Source organism: Kordiimonas lipolytica, assembly GCF_042651265.1.
Classification (GTDB): Bacteria; Pseudomonadota; Alphaproteobacteria; order Sphingomonadales; family Kordiimonadaceae; genus Kordiimonas; species Kordiimonas lipolytica.
This window is the reverse complement of sequence record NZ_JBHSCR010000035.1, coordinates 82,199-104,237: the sequence shown is the minus strand read 5'-3', so window position 1 is coordinate 104,237 and position 22,039 is coordinate 82,199. Positions and strand designations below refer to the sequence as shown.

Sequence of the window (22,039 nt, the reverse complement as noted above, 5' to 3'; positions counted from 1 at the left end):
GCCTTAAAACGTCCCTCTTAGATACAGGGTCAACGCATTTTCCATTAAGTCCGAGCCCTGCTCATTCGACTGCCTCTGGCTATGACTCGCATTCACCGAGAAGGTAAAATACTTAGATACGCGCTTTGACCAATCCAAGCTGCCCACAAAATAATTATCTACCCGAACTCCGTCCTCAAATCTACTGCGACGATAACTTATTGTTCCGGATAAATCAGTGTTTTTATTCACCTGCCTTTTAAAGCCAGTGGAAACACCCCAAGATGAGGCTGTACCTGAATTATCATCAAAGGTCCGCCACTCCATGTTACCGTTCAGATATAGCTGAGATCGCTTGTGCCGCCATGTCAGGACAGCGCTGGCGTTCCGGCGACGAAAATCCACATCTGACAAGGAAAAACTCGGGTCCGTTTCATCCACCGGCAGCCCTTGTGTGTCGATAATGCCACGCGACGGATCAAACTGCAGCGACTGCAACGTATCGTTGAGGACAATTGCATTGGAGGTGATGGTATCCGTGTAACTGGCAACCAAATCCAGGCGCACCGAGAAGAAATGCTGCAGGCGACCATACCACTTAGTCCGATTGCCTTCTTTCCCCAGCTTCATGGTAAGGTCAAGTTTGCTTCCCGGTGTTAGCCGAAAGCCTGTCTCCCAGGACATGCCATCAACCGCCAGCGCCTGTGTTTGCAAGCCGTTCTGGGCATAGCCGAGAGAGCCAATAAGCGAAAAATGCCGATTAAACTTCAACTGAAGTTCTGCGCCTGCACTTTCTGTTCGGAAATCATTGACATCCAGGCTGCGCTGACTTCGCTGGCTGCTGGCATAAAGCCGCCACTCCAAGTTATTGAACCGCTGTCCCGAACCAATGGACGCACGCACTTCGTGGGTCTGTGTGTCCGAGAAGTTTGTAGTGATAGTTTCATCCGCCAAGTTGTCTGCAGGGCTGAGGGTCAGTCCATACCGGTAACTTATGCGCCAGTCGGCATAGTTCCGAACTGTACCTTTCAGGATTGCACTGCCTGTATAGCTCTGCACCAGTCGCCGATTGGTGCTTTTATTGGCGATGCTTTTGGAAAGGCTGCCACCCCGGTCCAGAAACACCTGCCGCAAGCTGGCGCGACTGTTGACTGTAAGATGATCTTCCCAAACATCCATATCAAAAGTGCCGAAAAGATTGTGTCGGCTTTCCGACGATCCGTCCGACAAAAAGCGGAGATAGTCGTAGGAATAGTCGAGTGCACCGCGAAGTTTTCGTCCCTCTATGCGGGTATTAAGGCCGGGCGCAAAGTTCAGCACCGTGTCAGCCTGCCTGTTTCCTTCACTCAGCAGAGAATTATCGGAAAAAGCCAGTTTGGCCTCTACCCTAGGGTCGAACCAGATATGCTGGGCGTGTAGGGCACCTAACTCGGCACCCAGGCATAAAGCCAAGGCACCAAGTAAGAAGAGCCGGAATATTCGGATATTGCCGGAGAAAGCCCCCACCTAGCATTTCCCCTATCGGCCGCCGTACCCGTAGTAAGACGCAAATTTCTTGTTGCTACCACTGTAACGGGTCTTGTTCAGAAGCAGGTTGATATGCTCGCAGGCACTGATCATGCTCAGGCTTTCCTTGATCTGAGGCTCAGTGGTCTTTTCCGCCTCAATCACAAAGATTGTCTGCCCCATGTATAGCGCCAGAACCGAAGCTGCCGAGCTCGCAAGTACGGGCGGAGAATCAAAAACCACCAGTCGGTCTGGATACCGAGACCCGATCTCGCTTACAATCTTTTCCATCCGCTCACTGGCGAGCAACTCTGTTGTCAGGTTGTGCTGTCGACCTGCGGGCAACAACACAAGGTTCGGGATATTAGTGCGGATCAGGCAGTCGCCAATTTCAATCTCTTCATCCGCCACGACATCCATCAACCCCCGACCACCACTGACGCCAAGGCGGTTCAGCACCTCAGGCTTTGAAAAGTCAGCATCAATCAGGAGAACAGTCGTATCTTGTTCCGTAGCCACGGAAAGCGCCAGGTTAATGGCGCAGAATGATTTACCTTCGCCAGGATTGGAACTGGTAACAAGCACCACGTTACCGTTATCGACCCGCCGCTCTTTGCCAAACGCGTTCAGTAGGATGGAGCGCTTAATGATACGGAACTCTTCGGACATCAGGTTGGGCGGCATGTCGGGCGTGATATAGCCAGCTTCCCGAAGCGCCATAAGGTCAATTTGCTGTTCCTTACGCTTTCCGCTTCCGGCTTTGCTGGCCTTGCCTACCTTTTCAGGTTTTAGCGGCGCCTTCATTTCGTCTAGCTCAGGCTTTGGGCTAGGCTCTGGCGGCTGCACCGGCAACGGCTTGTCGACAATCTTGTCTGCCAGTCTATCAGCAGTGCTGCGACGCGCCTCTGGCGACCCGATACCGCCTATCGCTGCTTTCTTTTGTGTGTCGCCGTCAGCCGCATCGGTCCGCGGCGCCCCAGGCTGTCCGATACCCCTGAACTGCTTCGGTTGTTCCTGCTGGGAAATAGGGTTTAAGGATGACGGATCAGGCTTCTTTTCCGAAGGAGCCTGGCTACCGACCCCAATGCCTCGCGCTTTGGACTGACCAGAACTGCCAAGCTCAGCCGCGCGCTCGACCAGAGAGCCACCACTCTCCTTCTTCTTCTTTTCTTTCTGCGCTGCCCGTTCGATCAGGTCCATTACACGATACTCACCCTTAACCTACCGTCGGCGCGCCGAAAATATCGAACGCAAGCAGGGATACGAAAATGATCAACAGCAGAAGGACACCTCCGGCAAAAGACAAGAGGTCGATGCTGCGGCGGCGGTTCTCCTCCTCCGACATGGATTTGGTGACATTACCCAAAATAGGCAAGTCAAAATGCGACCTGAGTTGATCCACAGTGATTACTACGGGACGGAGCTGAGACAGCACCAGCGCAACGCCAATCCCAGCAATGAGAGAGCCCACGAAAACACCGGCAAAATAAATCAGGCGAGGCGGACCGCTTGGGCTTTGTGGCGTGATCGGCTCTTCAACCACCCGAAGCGAGAGAGCCTCATCTGTGGCCTCCACATCTGCCCGAAGGTCAAGGTCCTGCTTCTGCTGCACGAATTCGTTATATTGTCCACGGATCGAAACATAGTCCCGCTTGAGCTTGCTCTCCTGTGCCTCGATCTCCGGCACTCGCTTGGCCTTTTCCTCCATTTCAGCAACGGTCTTGCGCTGATCGCTCTCACGTTGCTTCAGTGTTTGCAGCTCTGTCCGCGTCTGAATGATCTGAAGCATCAACTGCTCGTACAGACGGTTTGGCGTTTCTGTCGTCAGGTTGGAATTGCGCCCTGCTTCTGCTGACCCCTCGAGCTCAGCAGCCAACGCGTCCTGCTTGTCCTGAAGTTCTTTCTTCAGGGCATCGATCTGCCGGGTGACATTCACCACATCGGGGTGGCGGTCTTTAAGGCCAAGCACTCTGAGCTGATCCAGTTTCTTCTCAAGATCCGCGATGCGCTCCTCCAGCGGATCAGCATCTCCCCCCCGGGAGCCGGTGCGGCTTGATCGGGCTTCTCGAATGGTGGCTGGCACATTCTTGATCTGCTGTTCGAGTGTATCGTGAGTGACCTGGGCCTCTGCTATCAGGCTGCTGGTCTTGCGTAGTTCCACCTTGGCCGTGTCCAAACGCTGGATGAAACTGCCAGCAGACCCAAGGTATTCGATGTTGTCTTGCTGGAATTTTGCCACTGCCGTCTCAGCATCCGAGAGTTTCTGAGCATATTCCTGGATCTTCTGATCAATAAACTCGATAGCACTGTCTGATTTCTGCCGACCGTCCTCGGTATTGCGCTCCAGGAAAAACGCCAGCAAGCTCGCTACGACGCGCTTTGCGACTTCCGCACGCTGACGGTCGCTCAACCTGTCATCATCAATCGAGTACTGAATCCTGAACATCCCCTCATCAAGCGGAAAAATTCGGATGTCTCGCGTCAATTGAGCGACTAGGGCATCCAGGTCCTTGTCGGTCCGCGCCAGTTGGTCAAGATAGTCTGACCGTCGGATGATCTTCTCGAGGTTAGACCGCGTCACAACGGTACGGCGGACGATATCCACCTTGCGCATCAGGTCAACATTGATGCCCATTTCGCGCGCAATTGTTGGCAGGATTGTTTCTGTATCTACAAATATCTGGGCTGTTGCCTCATACTTGTATGGCATTGTCGCAACCAAAGCCCACCCCAGAAGGCTAACCAACCAGGTTGTTCCAAGCATATACCAACGCTTTCGCCAAATACCATAGGAAATGGCTTTAATCTGTTGATATATATCATGTAAACTGGACTGCTGAACAGCCATTATCTTTACTCCGATACCAACATTTTATACCCTGCAGCTAGCAGTATACTACAGAATGCTCTCTGGGATAATCAGTACATCACCCGGCAGTATCTTAACATTTGCCTCGATTTCACCGTCCTTGAGCAAAGATTCGATCTTCACCCCGTATTCTTTTTGTTCGCCATTCTCAAAACGAACCAGCGTTGCGCGGTCTCCGGCGGCGAATTCCGTCAGGCCGCCGACCTGAATCATCACATCCAGAAGCGTCATATTCGCACGATAAGGAATAGCCTGCGGGCTTGCTGCCTCGCCCACAACGCGCACCTGCTGTGAAAATGGGCCAAAGAAGTTCTGCACCACAACAGTCACGATTGGCTGGGTGATGTATACGCCAAGCTGTTCTTCAATGTCCCGTGCCAGCTGACTTGGCGTCTTGCCTGTGGCTGGCAGGTCTTCAACCAGCGGCATGGTAAGACGGCCGTCCGGGCGCACGGTTACAATCACAGAAAGTTCCGGACTTCGCCAGACATGGACACTAAGCCCATCTCCTGGCCCAATTAGATAATTGGGGCCTGGTCCTTCATTAGGCGGCACGAAAGGCGCCGGAGGCAACCTGTCTGGCCAGTTGAAGAAATAACACCCACTCAACAGACTGGCGCCAGCAATCAGCACAAAAAGCCTGCCCCATAATTTCAATGCCGCTGTCACGAGCCCTTTTTTCCTAACGTCATATATTATTGGCGCAACTACTACGTCTAAGCGCAATATGCCAAGCAGATTCCAAATAAATCAAGCGCTTTATTAATGACTTAGGTTGTATAAAACCAGCCATTTTCGCCATTTCATTGGTCACTTTGCTTTGCTTTCGGATCAACACTGAACTTTTTACCCTCTTCATCGCCCGAGAACTCAGCATAGTCGTCATTTTTAACCATCCAGTAAATTAACCAGGCAGCCAAGAAGCAGAAAATTATAAAATACAATGTTTCCAATACCTTAACTCCTTTTCTTGGTCGCCTGCTCTACCTGCCAGTCAAATGCAGTCTGCAATATCTCTCTCAAATTATCATGCTTTGGCCGCCAGTCCAGCAATGCCGGCAAGCGTGTTGTGTCGGCAATTACAGACGGCGCCTCACCCGCACGTGCTTCACCGTACCCAAATGGCACATCCCGTTTGGTCACCTCTATCAATGCATTGATAACCTCAAGAACACTGTAGCCCGTGCCATAGCCAAGATTCAGCCGCTGGCTTGTGCCACCCAGCTGCAGATACTCCAGAAGGCTAACATGTGCGTCGGCCACATCAGCTACATGGATATAGTCCCTTACGCCTGTTCCGTCCGGCGTTGGCAGGTCCTGGCCAAAGATAGTCAGCGGCGGTGCTATCCCTAAAAGAGCATCAATAGAACGACCGATAAGATGGACTGGCTGCTCCAGATACTGGCCATGACGCATGGCAGGATCAGCCCCGGCCACGTTGAAATATCGGAAAATGCCATACTTCAGCGCACCTGTCGCTGCCACATCCTCCAAAAGCCGTTCCGTGAAAAGTTTGGACCAGCCATAGGGATTCAAGGGAATCGTCTCATCATCCTCAGAAACCGGCCGGTTCGGCGCCGTACCATATACGGCTGCGGTGGATGAAAAAATGAAATCAGCTACACCGCCTGCCACACAAGCCTCAACTAACGCCCGGCTCCCCTCTGTATTATTTTCATAATATTTCAATGGGTTAGAAACGGATTCATCTACTTTGATGGACCCCGCGAAATGCAGGACACTGCGTATGCTATGTGACGCAATGATATCTTTCACCAGTGCCTGGTCATGGACACGGCCTTCATAAAAATGGGTCTGATCATGAAATTCGTGGCGCATGCCGGTAGACAGGTCATCAAGCACACACACATCATAGCCGCAGTCAAGAAGTGACAGGACAGTTTGGCCGCCAATATACCCTGCACCACCGGTCACAAGTATGCTCCCCCTGCCCTTAGCCAACAGCCTGCCCTTTCTTGAATTCTTCTACTGCCTTCTCAAAAATAGCCTGCTGCGCCAAAGACACTTCTCGCCAACCGAATTGCTGGGCGTATGCGCGCACAGACCGGCGCCCCGCGTGATTATAAATGACATCCTTGATCGCAGTTGCATAGGCTTCTGGTGTCTGGCTATAAACCAGTCGCCCAGCCTCTGGTACAGTAACTAGGTCAAGCGCACCCGCAACGGCGTTTGAAACCACAGGTGTACCACATGCCATGGCTTCAAGAAGTACATTCGCCCAACCTTCGCGTTCCGAAGGTAACATCAGGACGTCCGCCCGCCCCAAAAGTCCGGGCATCGCCTCCGGAGGCTGTTGGCCAAGGAATGTCACCCTGGATGAAATACCGAGTGATTGCGCCAGCACCTTAAGTGACGGGAGTTCTGGGCCCTCCCCCACCATCGTTACGCGGGCACCGGGTATTTGGCCTGCTGCTTTCAAAACAAGGTCTGGCCGTTTGCGTGGAATTAGCCAACCAGCGAACACGAGATGGAAGTCGTCAATACCATGAGGCTTTGCAGACACGTCAGGTAGAATATGAAAGCGGTCAGCATCCACACCATTCCTGAGCGTCGTTATCGGCGTCCGGACACCCATTTCCGCAAGCTCCTGACGCAAACTGTTACTGACAGTAATGATATGGCTACTGCTCTCAGCGGCCTGAAGGATCTTCCCCCTGAATACCGGCAATCTGCCAATTTCTGTCACATCGCTGCCCCTTGCGGTCATCACAACAGGTTTGTCGAACGCGCGACCGAGCATCGCAGCGGCAACACCATCAGGATACAGATAATGGGCGTCAATCAGGTCAGGGTCAAAGCCACTCTGCTGCAAAGCCCGCAACTTCCTGGCCGCAGCGCGGGCCAGAAACCAGGGATTTAATCGCATGCCCACCTTCGGCACCACAAGAAACCGCGGATGATGAACAATTATGCCATGTCGCACTTCTCGCGCTGGCACCTTGGCGTATTCGCCGTACCGGCCAAAGACGGAATGCCCAAAAGGAAACCATGGTACGGGGGCCATGACCTGCGCCTCTATGTCCGTATCAGCCAACAAATGTCGCAAACGGTTTTCTACAAACACCCCAAAACTTGGCTGCTCGCAGTTTGGAAATAGGCTTGAAAAAGTTAATATTTTCAATTTATTGAAGCCAAAAAATAATGTTTAACGTAAATTACTAAGCTGACGGCGAGCATCCGCAGCTTGGCTAAACTCCGGGTTCAACTGCAGGGCTGCTTCAAATGCCTGCACCGCGTCTTCTCGACGCCCGCGCGCAAGATATGCCATTCCTAAATGGTAGCGATAAAGCGCTTCGGATGGCGCGCGCCTGGTTGCCTGCTCAAGTGCCGGAATAGACGCCGAAGTATCCCGGTTCGCCTGCAGCAAAATCCAACCATAAGCATCCAGGATAAAGGGGTCCTCAGGGCGGATCAGATAGGCCCGTTCAATTAGAGGCACGCTTTTGCGGTTGCCATCTTCCATATAGGCCATCGCCAAAACAGCAGCGACATAAGCGTCTGCCACACCATTCCGCAGAATAGTTTCATATTGCTTGATTGCAGCTCCGGTCCGGCCTTGGTCGGCATAAAGCTTGCCAAGCTTGAGCCGTGCATCTCGGCTGACCGGCTTGTCCTCGACAAAGTCTTCCAGCGTCGCAATGGCGGCTGTTACGTCACCGAGTTGTTCCTGCGCCTGTGCAAGACCGACAAAAAGATCACTGCTGGATGCAGTAGTCATGGCCGCCCGATAGGCTGCAACAGCCTCTTCCGGACGGCCCGCCCTAAGCAGGAAGTCCCCTACCACGCCAGCAGACACATCTACCGGGCGTTTGCCGGGTATCAGGCCGCTCCGCCTGACAATAGCCTCATCAAATCGTTCGGCCAACGCGTCCGCCGCGAAGAGGTACCAATCAAGCACGTCAGCGTCTGGTCGATCCTTTTCGGCCTGCATCGCACGCCGGAAGGCCGTTTTGGAACCGGTATATAGCTTCATTGCCAGCATTGCCCGGCCCTGGAGCAGATGCGCTTCGCCACTGTCCGGATGATAGGCCACATAGCGTGACAGGGGCCGCACAGCCAATCGAGCTTCACCAAGCCCCAGCAGAAGCTCTCCCATCCGACGTAGCAGGTCTGGCCTGTCGGCCGCCATTACGGCAGTATCTTTTGCCTGCGAAATCGCTTCCGCCGTCTTTCCCGCACCGCCCAGCGCTTCGGAATAATCAGCCCAAACATCGGCGGAATTCGGTATAGCCCTTACCGCTGCACTAAAATAGTCTGTTGCCTCATCCGCCTTTCCCAGCCTTAGCAAGGCCCTGCCTAACATAGCCTTGGCGCGTGCGTCATTGGGCGTGATTTCAAGAAGTCGCTTCAGATCGTCTTCTGCATTCGCATATTGGCCCATCTGAATTTGCGACAGAGCCTTGTTCCTGAGAGCTGTATAATACTCCGGGTTTCTGGAAAAAGCAGCTTCGAAGGAACGGGCTGCCGCAGCATACTGCCCACGCTTGAACTCAAGTGAACCCCTAAGGTTGTAGCCAAGCCCCCGGTCCGGCGCATATGCCAACATCCTCGCAACTGTCTGCTCCGCTCCATCCAGATCGTTCTCCCGGATTTGCATGCCCGCAAGAATGGCCAGGCTCCGTAAATTGGCTTGTTGGTTCTGGACGGCCCGCGCCAAGGTTGACAATGCGTCTTCCGTTTGGCCAGCAACAAACCGTGCAAGCGCCAGCTTGGCAATCAGGTCAATGTCATTCAAACCCGCCTGTCCGCCGGTTTGTGCAGCCAGCGCTTCATACAGGATCTTCCCGTTTTCAATATCGCCCAAACGCATGGTCGCTGCAGCTGCAATCGCCAGAATGTTTGGGTCGTGCGGGCGAGCTTCAAGCGCTGGGCGGAGTATGTTCAGCGCTGCCTGAGGGCGTTCATGCTTGAGAAAGGCTGATGCCAATGTCATCCGCGCTGGCAAGTTTGCTGGCCGGGCTCGGACCACCTTCGCAAGCAACTCTTCGGCTTGAGGGAAGTTACCCAGTTCGTAGGCAACCAGCCCACGGATATAGATCGCCGGCAGATAGTTTTCCGTGACAACACGGGCAGAATTCAGAAGCGTGTTTGCCTCTTCATACCGTCCCTGACGGGCCAGAATGGTACCTGACAGATACATAGCCATCGGGTGTTTGGGAGCGGCCGCATAAATCGCATCCAGATAGGCCTGAGCATCTTCTATGCGTCCCTGGTCGATCCGGATCGCAGCAAGCTCGATGTTCGCCAGAATGTTGCCAGGAAAAAGCTTCTGCGATTCCAGAAAAAACCTCTCAGCAGCCTCGGCGTCACCCTGATAGCGGGCAATCAGGCCTTCTGTATAGCGCACCATTGTATTGCCCGGCGCAAGAGTTGCAGCCCTGTTGGCGTAATCGGCGGCCAAATCCAGCCTGCCATTTTGAAGGCCGAGGCGCGCAAGTCCAAGGTAGGCTTGGAAATTGCTGTCATCCGCTGCCCGCCCGAGTTCATAATTCTTGTGCGCCTCGTCGTATTTTCTCAAGGCGAAATTCGCATCACCGAGAACGATATAGGCCTCAGCGCGCTGATCGGCGGGAATATTGACACCACGCAGGGCGCCAATCGCATCAGCAAACTTCCCCTGTAGCAATTTGGTCTTGGAAAAAGGAACAGCGGTCTGGGCATAATCGGCGCCAAGACGGCGCGCCCTTTCGATGGCTGCCTCCGCGGCGATTCCGGCTCCGCTCTGAATATAGGCCCGAGAAAGCAGCATGTAGAGGTCGCTGTCTGCCTTGCCTTCCTGCTGCAGGCTTTCTAGGCGTTGGATAGCCGCCTCATAGTCGCCAGCCGCCATCAGCTGGCGTACGTCTTCTTTGCCTGCCTGGGCTAAAGCGCCCCCGGTACCCACCAAAGCAATCAGAGCCACTGCCGCAACACCTGTCTGTAGCGCCCTTTTGGTTGCCCGGATCTGGGTTGGAAATGCACTGCCTGACTGCATACTTCTTACCTTACCCCAATCGGAAAAAGAATAACCCTTATGGTCTGGATGATAATCAACAAGTCGAGAAACAAAGAATAGTTTTTAATATAATACAGGTCATATTCCAGCTTGCGACGTGCATCCTCAACGGATGCCCCATATGGATATCGGATTTGCGCCCAACCGGTCATGCCTGGCTTCACACAGTGCCTTTCCCGAAAAAACGGTATCTGCTTGTCTAGCTGCTCAACAAAAAACGGCCGTTCCGGGCGTGGACCAACAAAGCTCATATCGCCTTTGAATACGTTCCAGAGCTGCGGCATTTCATCGAGCCTTGAGCGCCTTAGGAAATTACCGATTGGCGTTATACGGGGGTCTTTTTCCTCCGCCCATTGCGGGCCGCCAGCCTGCTCTGCATCAACACGCATACTACGAAGCTTAACAAGCCGAAATCTCTTACCATTCAGCCCTACCCGCTCCTGCAGATAAAACACAGGTCCCCGACTGGTGATTTTGATGGCGATTGCAGCCGCCAGCAAAAGCGGGCTGACCAACAAGCCAAATACCAAGCTCACGGTGAGGTCCAGCATTCGCTTTGCAGCGCCTTCTAGTCCGGTTGCGCCACGAAATCCTTCGGAGAATATGATCCATTCGGCACTGACCGAACCGACATCTACATATCCCCGGATCTGTTCATAGCAGGCCAATCTGTCTTTCACTTCTACACCCGACAATTTACTGGCTATAAGCGCTTCAAGGGGCAAAGCCGTCTGCACGTTATCACGGGTTACGATGATCATTTCGATATGATTATCATGGACAAACTGATCAAGCCTGGAAATATCTTCCAACTCCACGGCATCCTTGACTTGTACGCGCTCACCCGGCAACGCAACCGTCTTGACAATATTGATCCCGGATTCCCGAGCCTTTTCTGTATACTGAAGCAGGTTTTCTGCTGTTTCGCCAGCTCCCAACAATAGAACTCTTTTTCCCAGGAAATGCGGGCTTCCAAACTTCATGAAAATGCCACGCGAGGTCATCAAGGCGATGCTGGACGTCATAATCGCCAAAACCATGATGGATCGCCAGAGTGGCAGAACCGGCACAAGAAAGAGCACGGCTGCAACGATCATGGCGGCCAGCAGCAACCCCACTGCCAGCCGAACCCAGAAGATACGAAAATCGGATAGTGACTCTGTCTGATAAGCCCCAACACCAAGCAGGACCGGTAAGCTGACAACAGGCAGCAAGGCCTTGGCAACCCATCCGGCCAAACTGAAATCTACGTCAGGCGGCAGGTCAAGAAACTGGTAACGCAACCATTCAGCCCCAATCGAAGCAGCAAAAATCAGCAGAAAATCAATGGCCGCCAATCCAAGTTTGATTGGCGATACATAATGCCGAAAGATACGAACCATCCCGATTACGCCCTACCACTTTACGACTCCCCACCTACCGAGAAGCCTAGGCATTACACCCAAAAATGCAAGTTATTGTTCTTATTCAACAACTTCCCACTGTTGGCGCATTCCTGCTTTCCGGCCATGTTGGGGCAGTCTGTTTAATGCTGAGGGTCTATTGGGTCCGGTCTCGCAAACCCAGCATAGCACACGCTGCCCCCAGAACAGAGACGCCGATAGCAATGCCGCAGCCCGGCCCACCACCGATTTCCAGACCCACGATTGGCGTCTTGCCAATCAGGTGCCAAGCCAAGGCCTGCATGGGATTATCACTTGCTGCTGGCAGCACATGGCCTGTCGCACCATCAACCAGCGCGTCAAGCACGACAGTAGCTGCTATCGCGGCCCACCCATCAGTCAGGACTGGCAGTCGGCGGCTGCGCGCCGCAACAAGCGCGCCTACGGCTGCAGCTATTTCCCGCCCACCAAGCCGACGCATAACCTCAAGCGGATCACCCTCAGCACCTTGGACTCGCGCCAGCAGCACCTTCACATTGTTGGCAAAATCTTTGTCTACTGCCGCCAAAAGAGTATCGTCACTCTGCAGCCCTTTTACAGCCAAAATAATTGCGACCGCACGCTCTGCATTGCCCGGTGCCATGTCCGTTAGCCCGAGGATGTTTCCGCCTGCTGCCGTTGCTTCCATACCAAAGGCCACAGCAGCCATACAGTCCTGCTCCGACCAGTCTCCATCACTTGGATGGGGCATCTCTGGCGCAAGCTGGATAGCGCGTAGACCGATCCCTTTTTCAACGCACAAAAGGTTCACAGCTGCAGCCCCCTTGGACGTCGCTTCAATATAGTCAGTCACGCTTGATGTATCCTGCCCTTCATAACTGGAGGCCAGGACGCAGATATGGCTTTCTGCTATGCTGGGGTTGGATGAACCTTGCCAGCTTGCCGCCCAGGCAGCCAGCTCGGCCAGACCGCTAGTGCTGTCTACCGGCTTGCCGGCTAAGGCTTCTCGAACCTTTTTTGCAGCACAATCGTCCGCATCAGGCAATTGGGCAAGAATGGCCCGAAGATCATCAAAGGGGCGGCCTGTTAACATGTTTTTACGATCCATACTTTAGTCTGGGAACAAAAGGCTTGCTATAATGGGCCAGTGATTAGCCCGCAAACCACGAATAAAGCAAGGGAAACCAACAAAAATGCGTTTGTTAAACGTCATTTTGATGTATTAAGTTAAATTTGAGACAAGTTTTTCGTTGTTGAGGAAACAGAGATGCTGAAAAGCAACAAATCGCTCATTATCTCTACCCTGCTGACCGGCACTGCAGTCGCTACAGGTACGCTGATCTATGGTGCTTGGCAGCAGGAGGACGAGCTCAGCATTCTTGACGACACGCTGCCACCGGTTATTGGTGACCGCCTGCTGCCCCCTCCAGCGACATATGTCATGACCACGCCGCCTCCGGTTGAAATACCCGGGATCAGGCGCTTGAGAGTGGTGCGTCCAGCCCTGAGAAGCGCTGTTTCCGGCACGCAAGATACAGCACCTTTGCAGGATACAGATGAAGAAGCGGCAGATTTCTACCTAACTGGCACCAGAAGTGCTGACCTGATCCGCTCACCGGTTGAAGCCCGGATCGAGACCTTCCCCACGGTCACCCTGGATGAAGCCGTTGAAGGGGCGCTTGCTGTAGACGAATGGGGCTTCCAGGTCGTGCAATCTTATCTAAACCAGGCGATGGGCGATTCTGACGCACTTAAAGCCAGGATGGATGCCCTGCTTTCAAAAATCGAAGAAGCTGCCGGTGACTATGATCTGGCAACCATCTCCGATGCTGCAAACCTGATTATCGAAGCCGGTGCACGGACGCACTGGACAGCCTTTATGGCGCCTTTCGTGCTGGACGATAACTTCAAGCTGACAGAAGGGGCGATGGGCTGGGACCTTGGCCCATCCGGCGGTACGCCGTATGAAAAATTTGTCCGCGTCAGTTCCGAGAGCAAGATGCTGGTCGGCGACCACATGAGCGATGAAGCAGCCGACAGCGGCCCGTCCATCCTTTCAAATGGTGTCCGCAACGTGGAACAATTTGTTGCGAACAATGTTCCAAACGGCCGCTACCGTGTTGTCATTTTGACCGCCCCTCGCCCTAACGGCCAGTCGCCGCTGTATCCATTCGGCGTGGACGTCAAGCGTAATGGCGGCAAAGTCAATATGGTCGACACTCGGGCGACAGATGATCTCGTTCCCGTAATGAAGCTGGGCACTAACGGCCCGGATCGCCTGTCTGCAGGGTCTGGCCATGACAATAATGCCACCACCAGTGACAGCACTGATTTTAACGCTGAAAGCTATAGTCTGCAGGCTAGCGCGTCGGGGCCTCTTTTCTTGTCAACCCTTGATGCTGCAGGCAAAGACCTGCATCTGGGCAGCGGCCCAATTGGCGCGGCAGCAATCAGCGGGCTTTCAGGCCTCTCGCTTGATGCAACACAACCATTCATGCAGTTTGAAGGCTCTGGCGGCTCTGGACCTGCCACCGGCCACATGCTTGTCACCCGTGTAGAGGTGGTTGACGGCACGCTGCGGATCAACTTTCGACAACTGGGCGGCCAGGACACCTATATCACCGCTGTAATCATCTATCCTGAGCCCTCGGATGAAATTGAAGAAGAGCTGGCTGAAGAAGTCGCTGACTTTATTGAGCGAATTGCACCAGCGGCCGGCCAGAATATCACGGTCGAAAGTGTGCTTGAAATCGACACACCTATCATTGATCCAGGCGCTGCCTTTGCCGATGCTTCTGCAGGCTTGCCAACCCAGGAGGCGGTAGCGGCAACCCCTCAACCGTCTACGTCCAATACGGGAAGCACCCCTGAGCCCGCGGCTGAACCTGACCCAGCGCCAGAGCCGACGCCGTCCGAAGACCCGAACGATACACCGGAAGCGCCTGTTCCAGAACCTAACGACGGAACACCGGACCTTGGTTCGCCCACAACGCCTGAGCCTACTCCAGAGCCGACCCCGGAGCCGACACCGGAGCCCACTCCGGAACCAACGCCTGAGCCAACGCCAGAACCAACGCCGGAACCAACACCGGAGCCGACACCGGAGCCGACACCGGAGCCAACGCCAGAACCAACACCTGAGCCGACACCGGAGCCGACACCGGAGCCAACGCCAGAACCAACACCTGAGCCGACCCCGGAGCCAACGCCAGAACCAACACCTGAGCCGACCCCGGAGCCAACGCCCGCCCCTGAACCCCAGCTTGCTGCAGAAGCCGGCACCTATGATGCGGTACTGCTAGGGGAAGACTTCCAGCTGGATGGCTGTGCCTCCAGCTTCGAAGCAGAAGCACTTTGCAACCTGACCGACACATCTGAGTTTGAGCTTGTCTGGTTGTTGGATGGCCAGGAATTGGGTACTGGTGCGAACCTGCTTGTGCAGAGTGGCGAGGGCACGCTTTTTGATGCCACTGGCAATTATCTGGTCACCCTGCGTGTTCGCTATGATGGCAGCCTTCTGGGGAACGGCGAATTCGTCAACCTGATCTCAGGTGGTCGGCTGTTCCTGCCTGGCGACTTTATCCTCACCAGTTTGGACACTGCGGTTATTCGCGTCGTGTCTGTGCCAGAACCAGCAGGCTTCCTGCTGCTGGCTCCCGGGCTGGTTTATCTAGCGCGCCGCGAACGCAAAAAGCGCAAGAAACAAAAGGCATAGGAAGAACGGACCATTGGACCTGCCTTTCGTAGAAAAAAGTCTTTAAAAGAAAAAGCGCGGCCCCCAATTGCCGCGCTTTTGAATTAAGAGTCTCGAGCAGAGAGGGCTTTACATCCCGTATTCGTCCACACCGCTTGCAAGCAGGCGGGCGAGGCCCAACACTTTCTTGCGAATACGCGGATCGGCGATGCGGTAATAGGCTTCCACAAGTTCCTGGGTTTCCTGACGCTCGAACGCGTCTTCGTCCATCCCTTCAATTGCGGCGTTATAGCCAGGCAATTTAGTTTCGGCACCCTCGAAAAAATAGGCTACAGGCACATCAAGGGTTGTAGACATTCTAAAAAGACGACTGGAACCGATGCGGTTGGTACCGCGCTCGTACTTCTGAACTTGCTGAAAAGTCACGCCCAGTTCATTACCCAACTGAGTTTGCGATAAACCCAACATCTTGCGACGCGCACGGACGCGTTGCCCTACATGTACGTCAATTGGATCAGGACTCTTATTCATTTTACTCTCTCTTTGGTGATTGGCTGCGCCCATTATAGATTGCAGCTATTTCGATAACTAGCACATTGTCCGGGCGAATTTGCCGTCGGCACTAGAATCAGATTCTGAAAACCGAACCGATTGTCATTTGCATATAAAAATCAATGACTAATTAATCTGCCAAAAAAGTGCAAAAAGGTTTATCAATCCTTAACATGGCTATCATATTAGACACGGCACATGCCATATTTTCGTTTATTACGCGAATCACCACCCCTTTATGCAAGCGATTTTTCAACCAGTTCTCTAACATCATCGCTCAAATTTGAAACCTTCAAAACAGACATCAGCGCATCTTTCATAAAACCCTTTCGAGGCTCATCAACGCGCCCCCAGCGCCCCAAGGGCGCAACAAGTCGCGCGGCGGTTTGAGGGTTGAGCTCATCTACCCTAACGATCATTTCTGCCAGGAAACGGTATCCCTCGCCATTTTTCTCATGGAATCGCACTTGGTTGAGCATTGAGAAAGTGGAAATCAAAGACCGTAGTCGGTTTGGATTCTTGAATGTGAAGGCCTCATGCTGCGTCAACTCTCGCACTTTGGACACGGTATCAGACCGTTTACTCTGTGCCTGAACGGCAAACCACTTATCGATGACAAGGTCATTTTGGCGCCACTTGTCATAAAATTCCTGCAGGACCTTATCCCTGCAATCAAAATTACTGTGCGATATCAGGGACAGGGCCGCCATGCAGTCTGTCATATTATCTGCTTCGGCATAGCGACGCTGGGTCGTTTCTTCACCATCCGGCATCAAAGCAATATAATTCAGCAGGACATTTCGAAGCCGACGATTTGCCTTTGCGCCCTGCTCGTGGCTATAGCCTTGCGCTGCCTTAAGGCTTTGATAAAGATCAATAATATTTTCTGAGGATGCATCAGCGAATGCCTTCGCCAACGTCTCGCGTGCTGTGTGAATACGCTCCGGCGCCAGGCTTTCCATTTTCTGACCGAGTGCGATTTCGCCCGGTAATGTCAGCAACTCGGCCACCAACGCTGGGTCTGTCGCCTTATCGGCCAGGTGCCCTGTAAAGACTTGAAGCAACAACTCAGGCGGGTGCCCTTCGCCGTCCTCGCTTACCTGTTTCACAAGGTAGCGACTGTAAAGGTCTTGTGTCGACTCCCAGCGTACAAAGGGATCACTGTCCTGCACGGCCAGAAAGGCCAGCTCGTCGTCGCTCAGGTCGTGATCCAACACAACAGGCGCGCTAAATCCCCTGAGGATACTGGGAACCGTTCCTTCAGGGACGTTCTTGAAACGGAACGACTGGTGGGTTTCCCTTAGGTTCACAATACAGCTGCCATCTTCCCATTTACCGTCACCTTCAAGGTCTGCTGTTACTTCGCCTCCATTCGGCCCCACAAGACCAAGTCGGATAGGCATATGGTATGGCAGCTTAACGCCCTGCCCCGGGCTGGGTGCGCACGACTGTTCAAGGGTGATGATAAGGTCACGGCCTTCATGACTGCGACGCGCGGTCACTTTTGGTGTGCCCGCTTGGGAATACCACAGCCTGAACTGTTTCAAATCGGCCCCGCTGGCATCTTCCATGGCTGCAGCGAAGTCCTCGCATGTGGCCGCCTGTCCGTCGTGGCGTTCGAAGTAGAGATCCATTCCCTTACGGAAAGCCTCAGGCCCAATGATGCTGTGCATCATGCGGATAACTTCAGCGCCCTTATTGTAAACGGTCGTTGTGTAAAAGTTATTGATTTCAATGTACTTTTCTGGACGAACAGGGTGTGCCAAGGGCCCGGCGTCCTCAGGAAACTGCAGCATGCGCAGCACGCGAACGTCATCAAGACGCTTGACCGCACGAGACGTCATGTCGCTTGAAAACTCCTGATCGCGAAAGACCGTCAGTCCTTCTTTCAGGCTGAGCTGAAACCAGTCCCGGCACGTCACCCGGTTCCCTGTCCAGTTGTGGAAATATTCGTGGCCGATCACGCCTTCGACATGATCGAAGTCGGCATCTGTCGCAGTTTCCGGGCTGGCCAACACATATTTGGTATTGAAGATATTGAGGCCCTTATTTTCCATCGCCCCCATATTGAAATCGGACACCGCAACGATGTTATAGACATCAAGATCATATTCGAGGCCGAAGACTTCTTCATCCCAGGCCATGGAGCGCTTCAGCGACTGCATGGCATAATCGCACTTGTCCAGGTCCTGCTCTGAAACATAGATGTTCAGGTCAACCTGCCGCCCAGAAGCGGTAGTGTAGCTGTCATTCTGGCATGCCAGATTGCCCGCCACCAGGGCAAACAGGTAGGAAGGTTTTGGGTGTGGATCGTTCCATTCCGCAAAGTGACGCCCGTCGCCCAAGTCACCCTTCTGCCCTGGGTTGCCGTTTGATAGCAGAACCGGGCAACTTTTGGTATCTGCCTCAATCCGAACATGATAACGCGTCAGCACATCCGGACGATCGGGGAAATAAGTGATATGGCGGAAGCCTTCAGCCTCGCACTGGGTGCAGAAGTTGCCGCCGGAAAAATAGAGCCCCTCAAGCCGTGTGTTTTCCCTGGGACGCAGTCTCGTTACCACGCCTAGCTCGAATTTTTCGGGAACTGATCTCAGCTGCAGGACTTCCGCAGATTTGACGAACTGGTCGTCAGGCACAGGGGAGCCGTCGATTTCAAGCGCCAGCAGGTCCATATAGGGCCCGCCGTCAAGCCTGAGCTCGCTGCCTGCCCCCTTTTTCATCCGGAACAGGGAACGTGCCTCTACTTCTGCATAATCGTCATGCAGTCGAAAAATCAGATTGATGCTTTCAATGGTAAAAGCTGGAGCCTCATAGTCCTCCAGCCTTATCTCCTGCTTGGGCGCGGAAGCCGCCGACCGGACATCCACCATTAACTCCGCTTCCGGCGACCGCGGCCACTTTCGATTGCATAGTCAAGAGGCAGGGCTGTGGTGTATTTGATCCGCTCCATGGCAAAGGAAGAGCTCACGTCCGTCAGCTGAACCCGTTTGATCAGCTTCTTGTAGAAGGTGTCATAGGCCGCCATGTCTGGCACCACCACGCGCATCAGATAGTCGATTTCGCCGCTCATGCGGTAAAGTTCCACCACTTCTGGGAACTCGCAAACAAGTCGCGCGAACTCATCAAGCCAATCAAAATTATGCTCGTTGGTGCGGATGGCGACAAAGACATCGAGCGGTACATTGATCTTGTTGCGGTCGACCAGGGCAACACGGCGCGTGATATAGCCCTCCTGCTCCAGAATCTGGATCCGGCGCCAGCATGGAGTGGTCGACAAACCAACTGCCTCGGCAATTTCCGCCGTGCTCAGCGTCGCGTCTTTTTGCAGCAAATTCAGAATCTTACGGTCGATTTCATCCATGACATGTCCTTAAAACAAAGCAAGAGAGATACTTCGGTCTGTATTAACCGATTTTCATTCTAAATAAAAAGCAATTCGACGGAAAAAAACTCAAAAAGCAGGCAAAAAGACCACCTTCATTTTCAAAATTTCGTGATTAGCTTATTTTGCAATCCGAAGGACCAACAAACGGTCCAGAGACAAGCGCCCCGCCCCCATCATCACAATAGGCAATAAAGCTGCAATCCAAGTTGTGTGCTCTGGAAAATAGCCTGGATAGACAAAGAGCTGGATCACCAGTGTCATGCCCATAAGCCCGGCCGCTGCGAACCGGCTTCCCAACCCCACCATCAACATCAGCGGCAGGAACGTTTCGGCATAAAGAGCCAAGTGTGCTGCCACGTCTGGATCGACAAACGGCAGCGCATACTCTTCTTCAAACAGCATCACTGTCAGGTCTGAGGGTGTCAGGAAGCCACTCCCCACCTTCGACCTTCCTGACAAGTAGAATATCTTTGCAATCCAGACCCGAAGGAACAGCAGCAAATAGTCCTGCACCCCAAAGGCCTGCATAACGCGGTCGGACAGAAACCGATATTTTTCTATAAGTTGGTTCAAAGGTTCACCCTTCCCCATTTATGATTATCGGGGCTTAATCGCTCCCCTATCGATTAGCTCCTTCAACAGATCCGCCTCAATCAGCCCGAGGGCCTCGCCATGTTCAATCCTCATCAAACAATCGGCTACCGGCCCTTCCAAGGACTGGTAAAAGACCTGCCCCTCATGGAGAACCAGGAGGACCACTTGCCCTCCGCGACTAGAGATATCCAGTGCTTCCGGCTCCAGTTGGCCGCTTGCAACCTGCCAGAGGTCATAAACCGGAAAGCTGCTAACCAACAGCCGAGCGTTTCCATGCAGGCGAAGACCCGTCCCTTCCTCAATGGCAGCATGTGCCGCAGCATAATCTTCAAAAATCGCTTCTTCTGAAGCGTTTGAAAGTGCGTGCGTATACCACTCCAGCAAGGCCACATCCGCGAGATAAGGCACTGATTCTGCAGCAGGATAGGTTCGCAAGAAATCCGGGAAATTCGCACCGTAAAGAAAGAGCGCGGCCTTATTTGGTGGGCATGCGAGCGCAAAATGGCGCAGCGCCTGCTTCAAAAACAGTTCACCGACAAAAGCCTCACACAATGGGAAGACGCCTGAAAGTGCGCTGCTCAGGCTTTCCCGAAAATTATTCTGATGGATGCGCAAGCGCGCGTCTGGCGGCAAATCACCGGGCTTGACCGCCCGCAGCAGTTCTTCTTCTGGCGCTTGCCCCAATATGGTTTGAGCGAAAGATCGCTGAAGGGATAGAAGGTCAGTCACGGCACGCGCCTTCTGCCTGCGCTAGCACGCCGTTCATCACCTCGCGCGCACGCCCTGCTTCATTAAGCAGCACATCAAGGGGGGGAATATCAGAATCCCACTCAATCAGCGTCGGCCTTGGGCCGATGCGCCCCACCACACTTTCATACAGTTCCCACACGTCCTCTGAGACTTTACTGCCATGATCGTCAATCCGGATAGTTTGGCCATCCACCTCTTTGGTCACATGCCCTGCCAGGTGAATTTCACCAACCAAGGCGGCTGGTACATTTTTCAGGTAGGCGGCGGCATCCCACCCCATATTTTGGCCTGACACATAGACATTGTTCACATCAAGAAGAAGGCCACATCCCGTGCTTCCGGCGAGCTCCACAAGGAACTCTATTTCCGGCATATCGCTACCAGTGAAGGCGAGATATGATGACGGATTCTCTACAAGTATCCTGCGCCCAACCGCGTCCTGCATTGCATTGACATTATCCCTGACAACCTCAAGGCTCTGCGGGTTTAGGGGTAACGGCAGCAGGTCGTTCAAATAGGTGTCGCCCATCCTTGACCAGGCTAGGTGTTCGGAAACAAGCCAGGGCCTGTAACGCTCGACGAGAGCTTTGAATTGCCGCAAATGCGCCTTATCAAGCCCTTCAGCGGACCCAAGCGACATGCCCACACCGTGCAATGACAGCGGGTAGGTATCGCTGATTGCCTCCAGATACCGGTGATGCGCCCCGCCAGGCATCATGTAATTTTCGGCATGGACTTCAAAAAAAGCCAGCGCCGGCTTGGAAGACAACACATCATCATAGTGTTGTGTCTTCAAACCGACGCCGACCGGACATTTCGATCCTTTGGCAGCAATATGCGCTGGAAATGTCATTTTATCTCCAACCCCTCATTGAGCCGCCAGCAGAAGAATAATTAGGAACGCTTGGGCTCTTTGGAACCACCTGCAAGGCGATCACACATGCCGGCAGGTACGAAAATCCATTCTTCCGGATGGTTGTCCATCTTTGCCTGGCCTGCACAGCTATGGGCAGATGTCTGGCAATCGTTCATACCTTTGGCCACCACGCCGTAGCATTTTTCTTTCTTGCCCTTCTTGTCGTCAGCTGTTGCGACACCAGAAGCTGCAGCCAAAGCAAATGCGGCTGCGCTGGTTGTGATTACTGCGGATTTTGCGAAACGATTCAGTTTCATAGTCAACTTCCCTTTGTTAGTCGTCATAAATTCATCCGGGCTGCATCTTTGCCTGCCCTCGCCGCACCATAATCACCGAACGGTGCAGCAAATTGAAATAATATGAGCATCACGCTTTGGTGAGAGAGGCGAGAGC

General features: G+C 53.5%; 17 protein-coding genes. 1 reads left to right on the top strand and 16 read right to left on the bottom strand.

The features are described 5' to 3' along the window. Positions 1 to 3: 3 nt before the first annotated feature. The 9 genes from ACFO5Q_RS17800 to ACFO5Q_RS17760 all read right to left on the bottom strand — a co-directional run bounded on the left by ACFO5Q_RS17800 (position 4) and on the right by ACFO5Q_RS17760 (position 12,845). Positions 4 to 1,485, bottom strand: a complete 1,482-nt coding sequence (locus ACFO5Q_RS17800; protein WP_068145050.1) for a TIGR03016 family PEP-CTERM system-associated outer membrane protein — start codon at positions 1,483 to 1,485, stop codon at positions 4 to 6. A gap of 12 nt (positions 1,486 to 1,497) precedes the next feature. After that, a complete protein-coding gene (locus ACFO5Q_RS17795) occupies positions 1,498 to 2,685 on the bottom strand; it encodes an XrtA-associated tyrosine autokinase (protein ID WP_068145046.1) in 1,188 nt (395 codons plus the stop codon). Between the two features lie 16 nt (positions 2,686 to 2,701). Then, the gene (locus tag ACFO5Q_RS17790; RefSeq protein ID WP_082719742.1) at positions 2,702 to 4,333 is read right to left on the bottom strand and encodes an XrtA system polysaccharide chain length determinant; all 1,632 of its coding nucleotides are present in this window, start codon (positions 4,331 to 4,333) and stop codon (positions 2,702 to 2,704) included. A 48-nt stretch (positions 4,334 to 4,381) separates the two neighbouring features. Next, positions 4,382 to 5,011, bottom strand: a complete 630-nt coding sequence (locus ACFO5Q_RS17785) for an XrtA/PEP-CTERM system exopolysaccharide export protein (RefSeq protein WP_068145168.1) — start codon at positions 5,009 to 5,011, stop codon at positions 4,382 to 4,384. A gap of 300 nt (positions 5,012 to 5,311) precedes the next feature. Further along, positions 5,312 to 6,289 carry a UDP-glucose 4-epimerase GalE gene (gene galE, locus ACFO5Q_RS17780; RefSeq protein ID WP_231727136.1) on the bottom strand — a complete coding sequence of 326 codons (978 nt, stop codon included), beginning with the start codon at positions 6,287 to 6,289 and terminating at the stop codon, positions 5,312 to 5,314. Between the two features lie 19 nt (positions 6,290 to 6,308). Then, positions 6,309 to 7,379 carry a glycosyltransferase gene (locus ACFO5Q_RS17775; RefSeq protein ID WP_082719741.1) on the bottom strand — a complete coding sequence of 357 codons (1,071 nt, stop codon included), beginning with the start codon at positions 7,377 to 7,379 and terminating at the stop codon, positions 6,309 to 6,311. A gap of 141 nt (positions 7,380 to 7,520) precedes the next feature. Further along, positions 7,521 to 10,349 carry an XrtA/PEP-CTERM system TPR-repeat protein PrsT gene (gene prsT, locus ACFO5Q_RS17770; RefSeq protein WP_068145027.1) on the bottom strand — a complete coding sequence of 943 codons (2,829 nt, stop codon included), beginning with the start codon at positions 10,347 to 10,349 and terminating at the stop codon, positions 7,521 to 7,523. Positions 10,350 to 10,354: 5 nt separating this feature from the next. Continuing rightward, positions 10,355 to 11,752, bottom strand: a complete 1,398-nt coding sequence (locus ACFO5Q_RS17765) for a TIGR03013 family XrtA/PEP-CTERM system glycosyltransferase (RefSeq protein WP_068145024.1) — start codon at positions 11,750 to 11,752, stop codon at positions 10,355 to 10,357. Positions 11,753 to 11,909: 157 nt separating this feature from the next. Then, complete coding sequence (locus ACFO5Q_RS17760; protein WP_197420957.1) at positions 11,910 to 12,845, bottom strand: nicotinate-nucleotide--dimethylbenzimidazole phosphoribosyltransferase; 936 nt, start codon at positions 12,843 to 12,845, stop codon at positions 11,910 to 11,912. A 174-nt stretch (positions 12,846 to 13,019) separates the two neighbouring features. On the opposite strand from ACFO5Q_RS17760, the gene ACFO5Q_RS17755 reads away from it, so the two are divergent. Continuing rightward, a complete protein-coding gene (locus ACFO5Q_RS17755; protein WP_068145019.1) occupies positions 13,020 to 15,467 on the top strand; it encodes a hypothetical protein in 2,448 nt (815 codons plus the stop codon). A gap of 108 nt (positions 15,468 to 15,575) precedes the next feature. On the opposite strand, the gene ACFO5Q_RS17750 is transcribed toward ACFO5Q_RS17755, so the two are convergent. The 7 genes from ACFO5Q_RS17750 to ACFO5Q_RS17720 all read right to left on the bottom strand — a co-directional run bounded on the left by ACFO5Q_RS17750 (position 15,576) and on the right by ACFO5Q_RS17720 (position 21,903). After that, entirely contained in the window at positions 15,576 to 15,977 is a 402-nt protein-coding gene (locus tag ACFO5Q_RS17750; RefSeq protein ID WP_068145015.1) for a helix-turn-helix domain-containing protein, read from the bottom strand. A gap of 257 nt (positions 15,978 to 16,234) precedes the next feature. Then, complete coding sequence (gene pepN / locus ACFO5Q_RS17745; RefSeq protein ID WP_068145012.1) at positions 16,235 to 18,871, bottom strand: aminopeptidase N; 2,637 nt, start codon at positions 18,869 to 18,871, stop codon at positions 16,235 to 16,237. Beyond that, a complete protein-coding gene (locus ACFO5Q_RS17740; protein WP_068145009.1) occupies positions 18,871 to 19,362 on the bottom strand; it encodes an Lrp/AsnC family transcriptional regulator in 492 nt (163 codons plus the stop codon). Before ACFO5Q_RS17740 ends, pepN begins: the two co-directional genes overlap by 1 nt. Before the next feature lie 141 nt (positions 19,363 to 19,503). After that, positions 19,504 to 19,959: a DoxX family protein gene (locus tag ACFO5Q_RS17735; RefSeq protein ID WP_231727132.1), complete on the bottom strand. Its 456-nt coding sequence runs from the start codon at positions 19,957 to 19,959 to the stop codon at positions 19,504 to 19,506. A gap of 24 nt (positions 19,960 to 19,983) precedes the next feature. Beyond that, positions 19,984 to 20,709: an HvfC/BufC N-terminal domain-containing protein gene (locus tag ACFO5Q_RS17730; RefSeq protein ID WP_068145006.1), complete on the bottom strand. Its 726-nt coding sequence runs from the start codon at positions 20,707 to 20,709 to the stop codon at positions 19,984 to 19,986. Further along, positions 20,702 to 21,583, bottom strand: a complete 882-nt coding sequence (gene bufB, locus ACFO5Q_RS17725) for an MNIO family bufferin maturase (protein ID WP_068145003.1) — start codon at positions 21,581 to 21,583, stop codon at positions 20,702 to 20,704. Before bufB ends, ACFO5Q_RS17730 begins: the two co-directional genes overlap by 8 nt. Positions 21,584 to 21,624: 41 nt before the next feature. Then, on the bottom strand, positions 21,625 to 21,903 hold the full coding sequence (locus ACFO5Q_RS17720; protein WP_068144999.1) for a BufA1 family periplasmic bufferin-type metallophore: 279 nt from the start codon (positions 21,901 to 21,903) through the stop codon (positions 21,625 to 21,627). Between the last annotated feature and the right edge of the window lie 136 nt (positions 21,904 to 22,039).

What these genes read in the sequence shown, in the direction of transcription:
- ACFO5Q_RS17750 (WP_068145015.1), bottom strand. Translation starts at nt 15,977, where the DNA reads ATGAATAAGAGTCCTGATCCAATTGACGTACATGTAGGGCAACGCGTC.
- bufB (WP_068145003.1), bottom strand. Translation starts at nt 21,583, where the DNA reads ATGACATTTCCAGCGCATATTGCTGCCAAAGGATCGAAATGTCCGGTC.
- prsT (WP_068145027.1), bottom strand. Translation starts at nt 10,349, where the DNA reads ATGCAGTCAGGCAGTGCATTTCCAACCCAGATCCGGGCAACCAAAAGG.
- ACFO5Q_RS17775 (WP_082719741.1), bottom strand. Translation starts at nt 7,379, where the DNA reads ATGGCCCCCGTACCATGGTTTCCTTTTGGGCATTCCGTCTTTGGCCGG.
- ACFO5Q_RS17755 (WP_068145019.1), top strand. Translation starts at nt 13,020, where the DNA reads ATGCTGAAAAGCAACAAATCGCTCATTATCTCTACCCTGCTGACCGGC.
- ACFO5Q_RS17740 (WP_068145009.1), bottom strand. Translation starts at nt 19,362, where the DNA reads ATGGATGAAATCGACCGTAAGATTCTGAATTTGCTGCAAAAAGACGCG.
- ACFO5Q_RS17765 (WP_068145024.1), bottom strand. Translation starts at nt 11,752, where the DNA reads ATGGTTCGTATCTTTCGGCATTATGTATCGCCAATCAAACTTGGATTG.
- ACFO5Q_RS17720 (WP_068144999.1), bottom strand. Translation starts at nt 21,903, where the DNA reads ATGAAACTGAATCGTTTCGCAAAATCCGCAGTAATCACAACCAGCGCA.
- ACFO5Q_RS17760 (WP_197420957.1), bottom strand. Translation starts at nt 12,845, where the DNA reads ATGTTAACAGGCCGCCCCTTTGATGATCTTCGGGCCATTCTTGCCCAA.
- ACFO5Q_RS17790 (WP_082719742.1), bottom strand. Translation starts at nt 4,333, where the DNA reads ATGGCTGTTCAGCAGTCCAGTTTACATGATATATATCAACAGATTAAA.
- ACFO5Q_RS17795 (WP_068145046.1), bottom strand. Translation starts at nt 2,685, where the DNA reads ATGGACCTGATCGAACGGGCAGCGCAGAAAGAAAAGAAGAAGAAGGAG.
- pepN (WP_068145012.1), bottom strand. Translation starts at nt 18,871, where the DNA reads ATGGTGGATGTCCGGTCGGCGGCTTCCGCGCCCAAGCAGGAGATAAGG.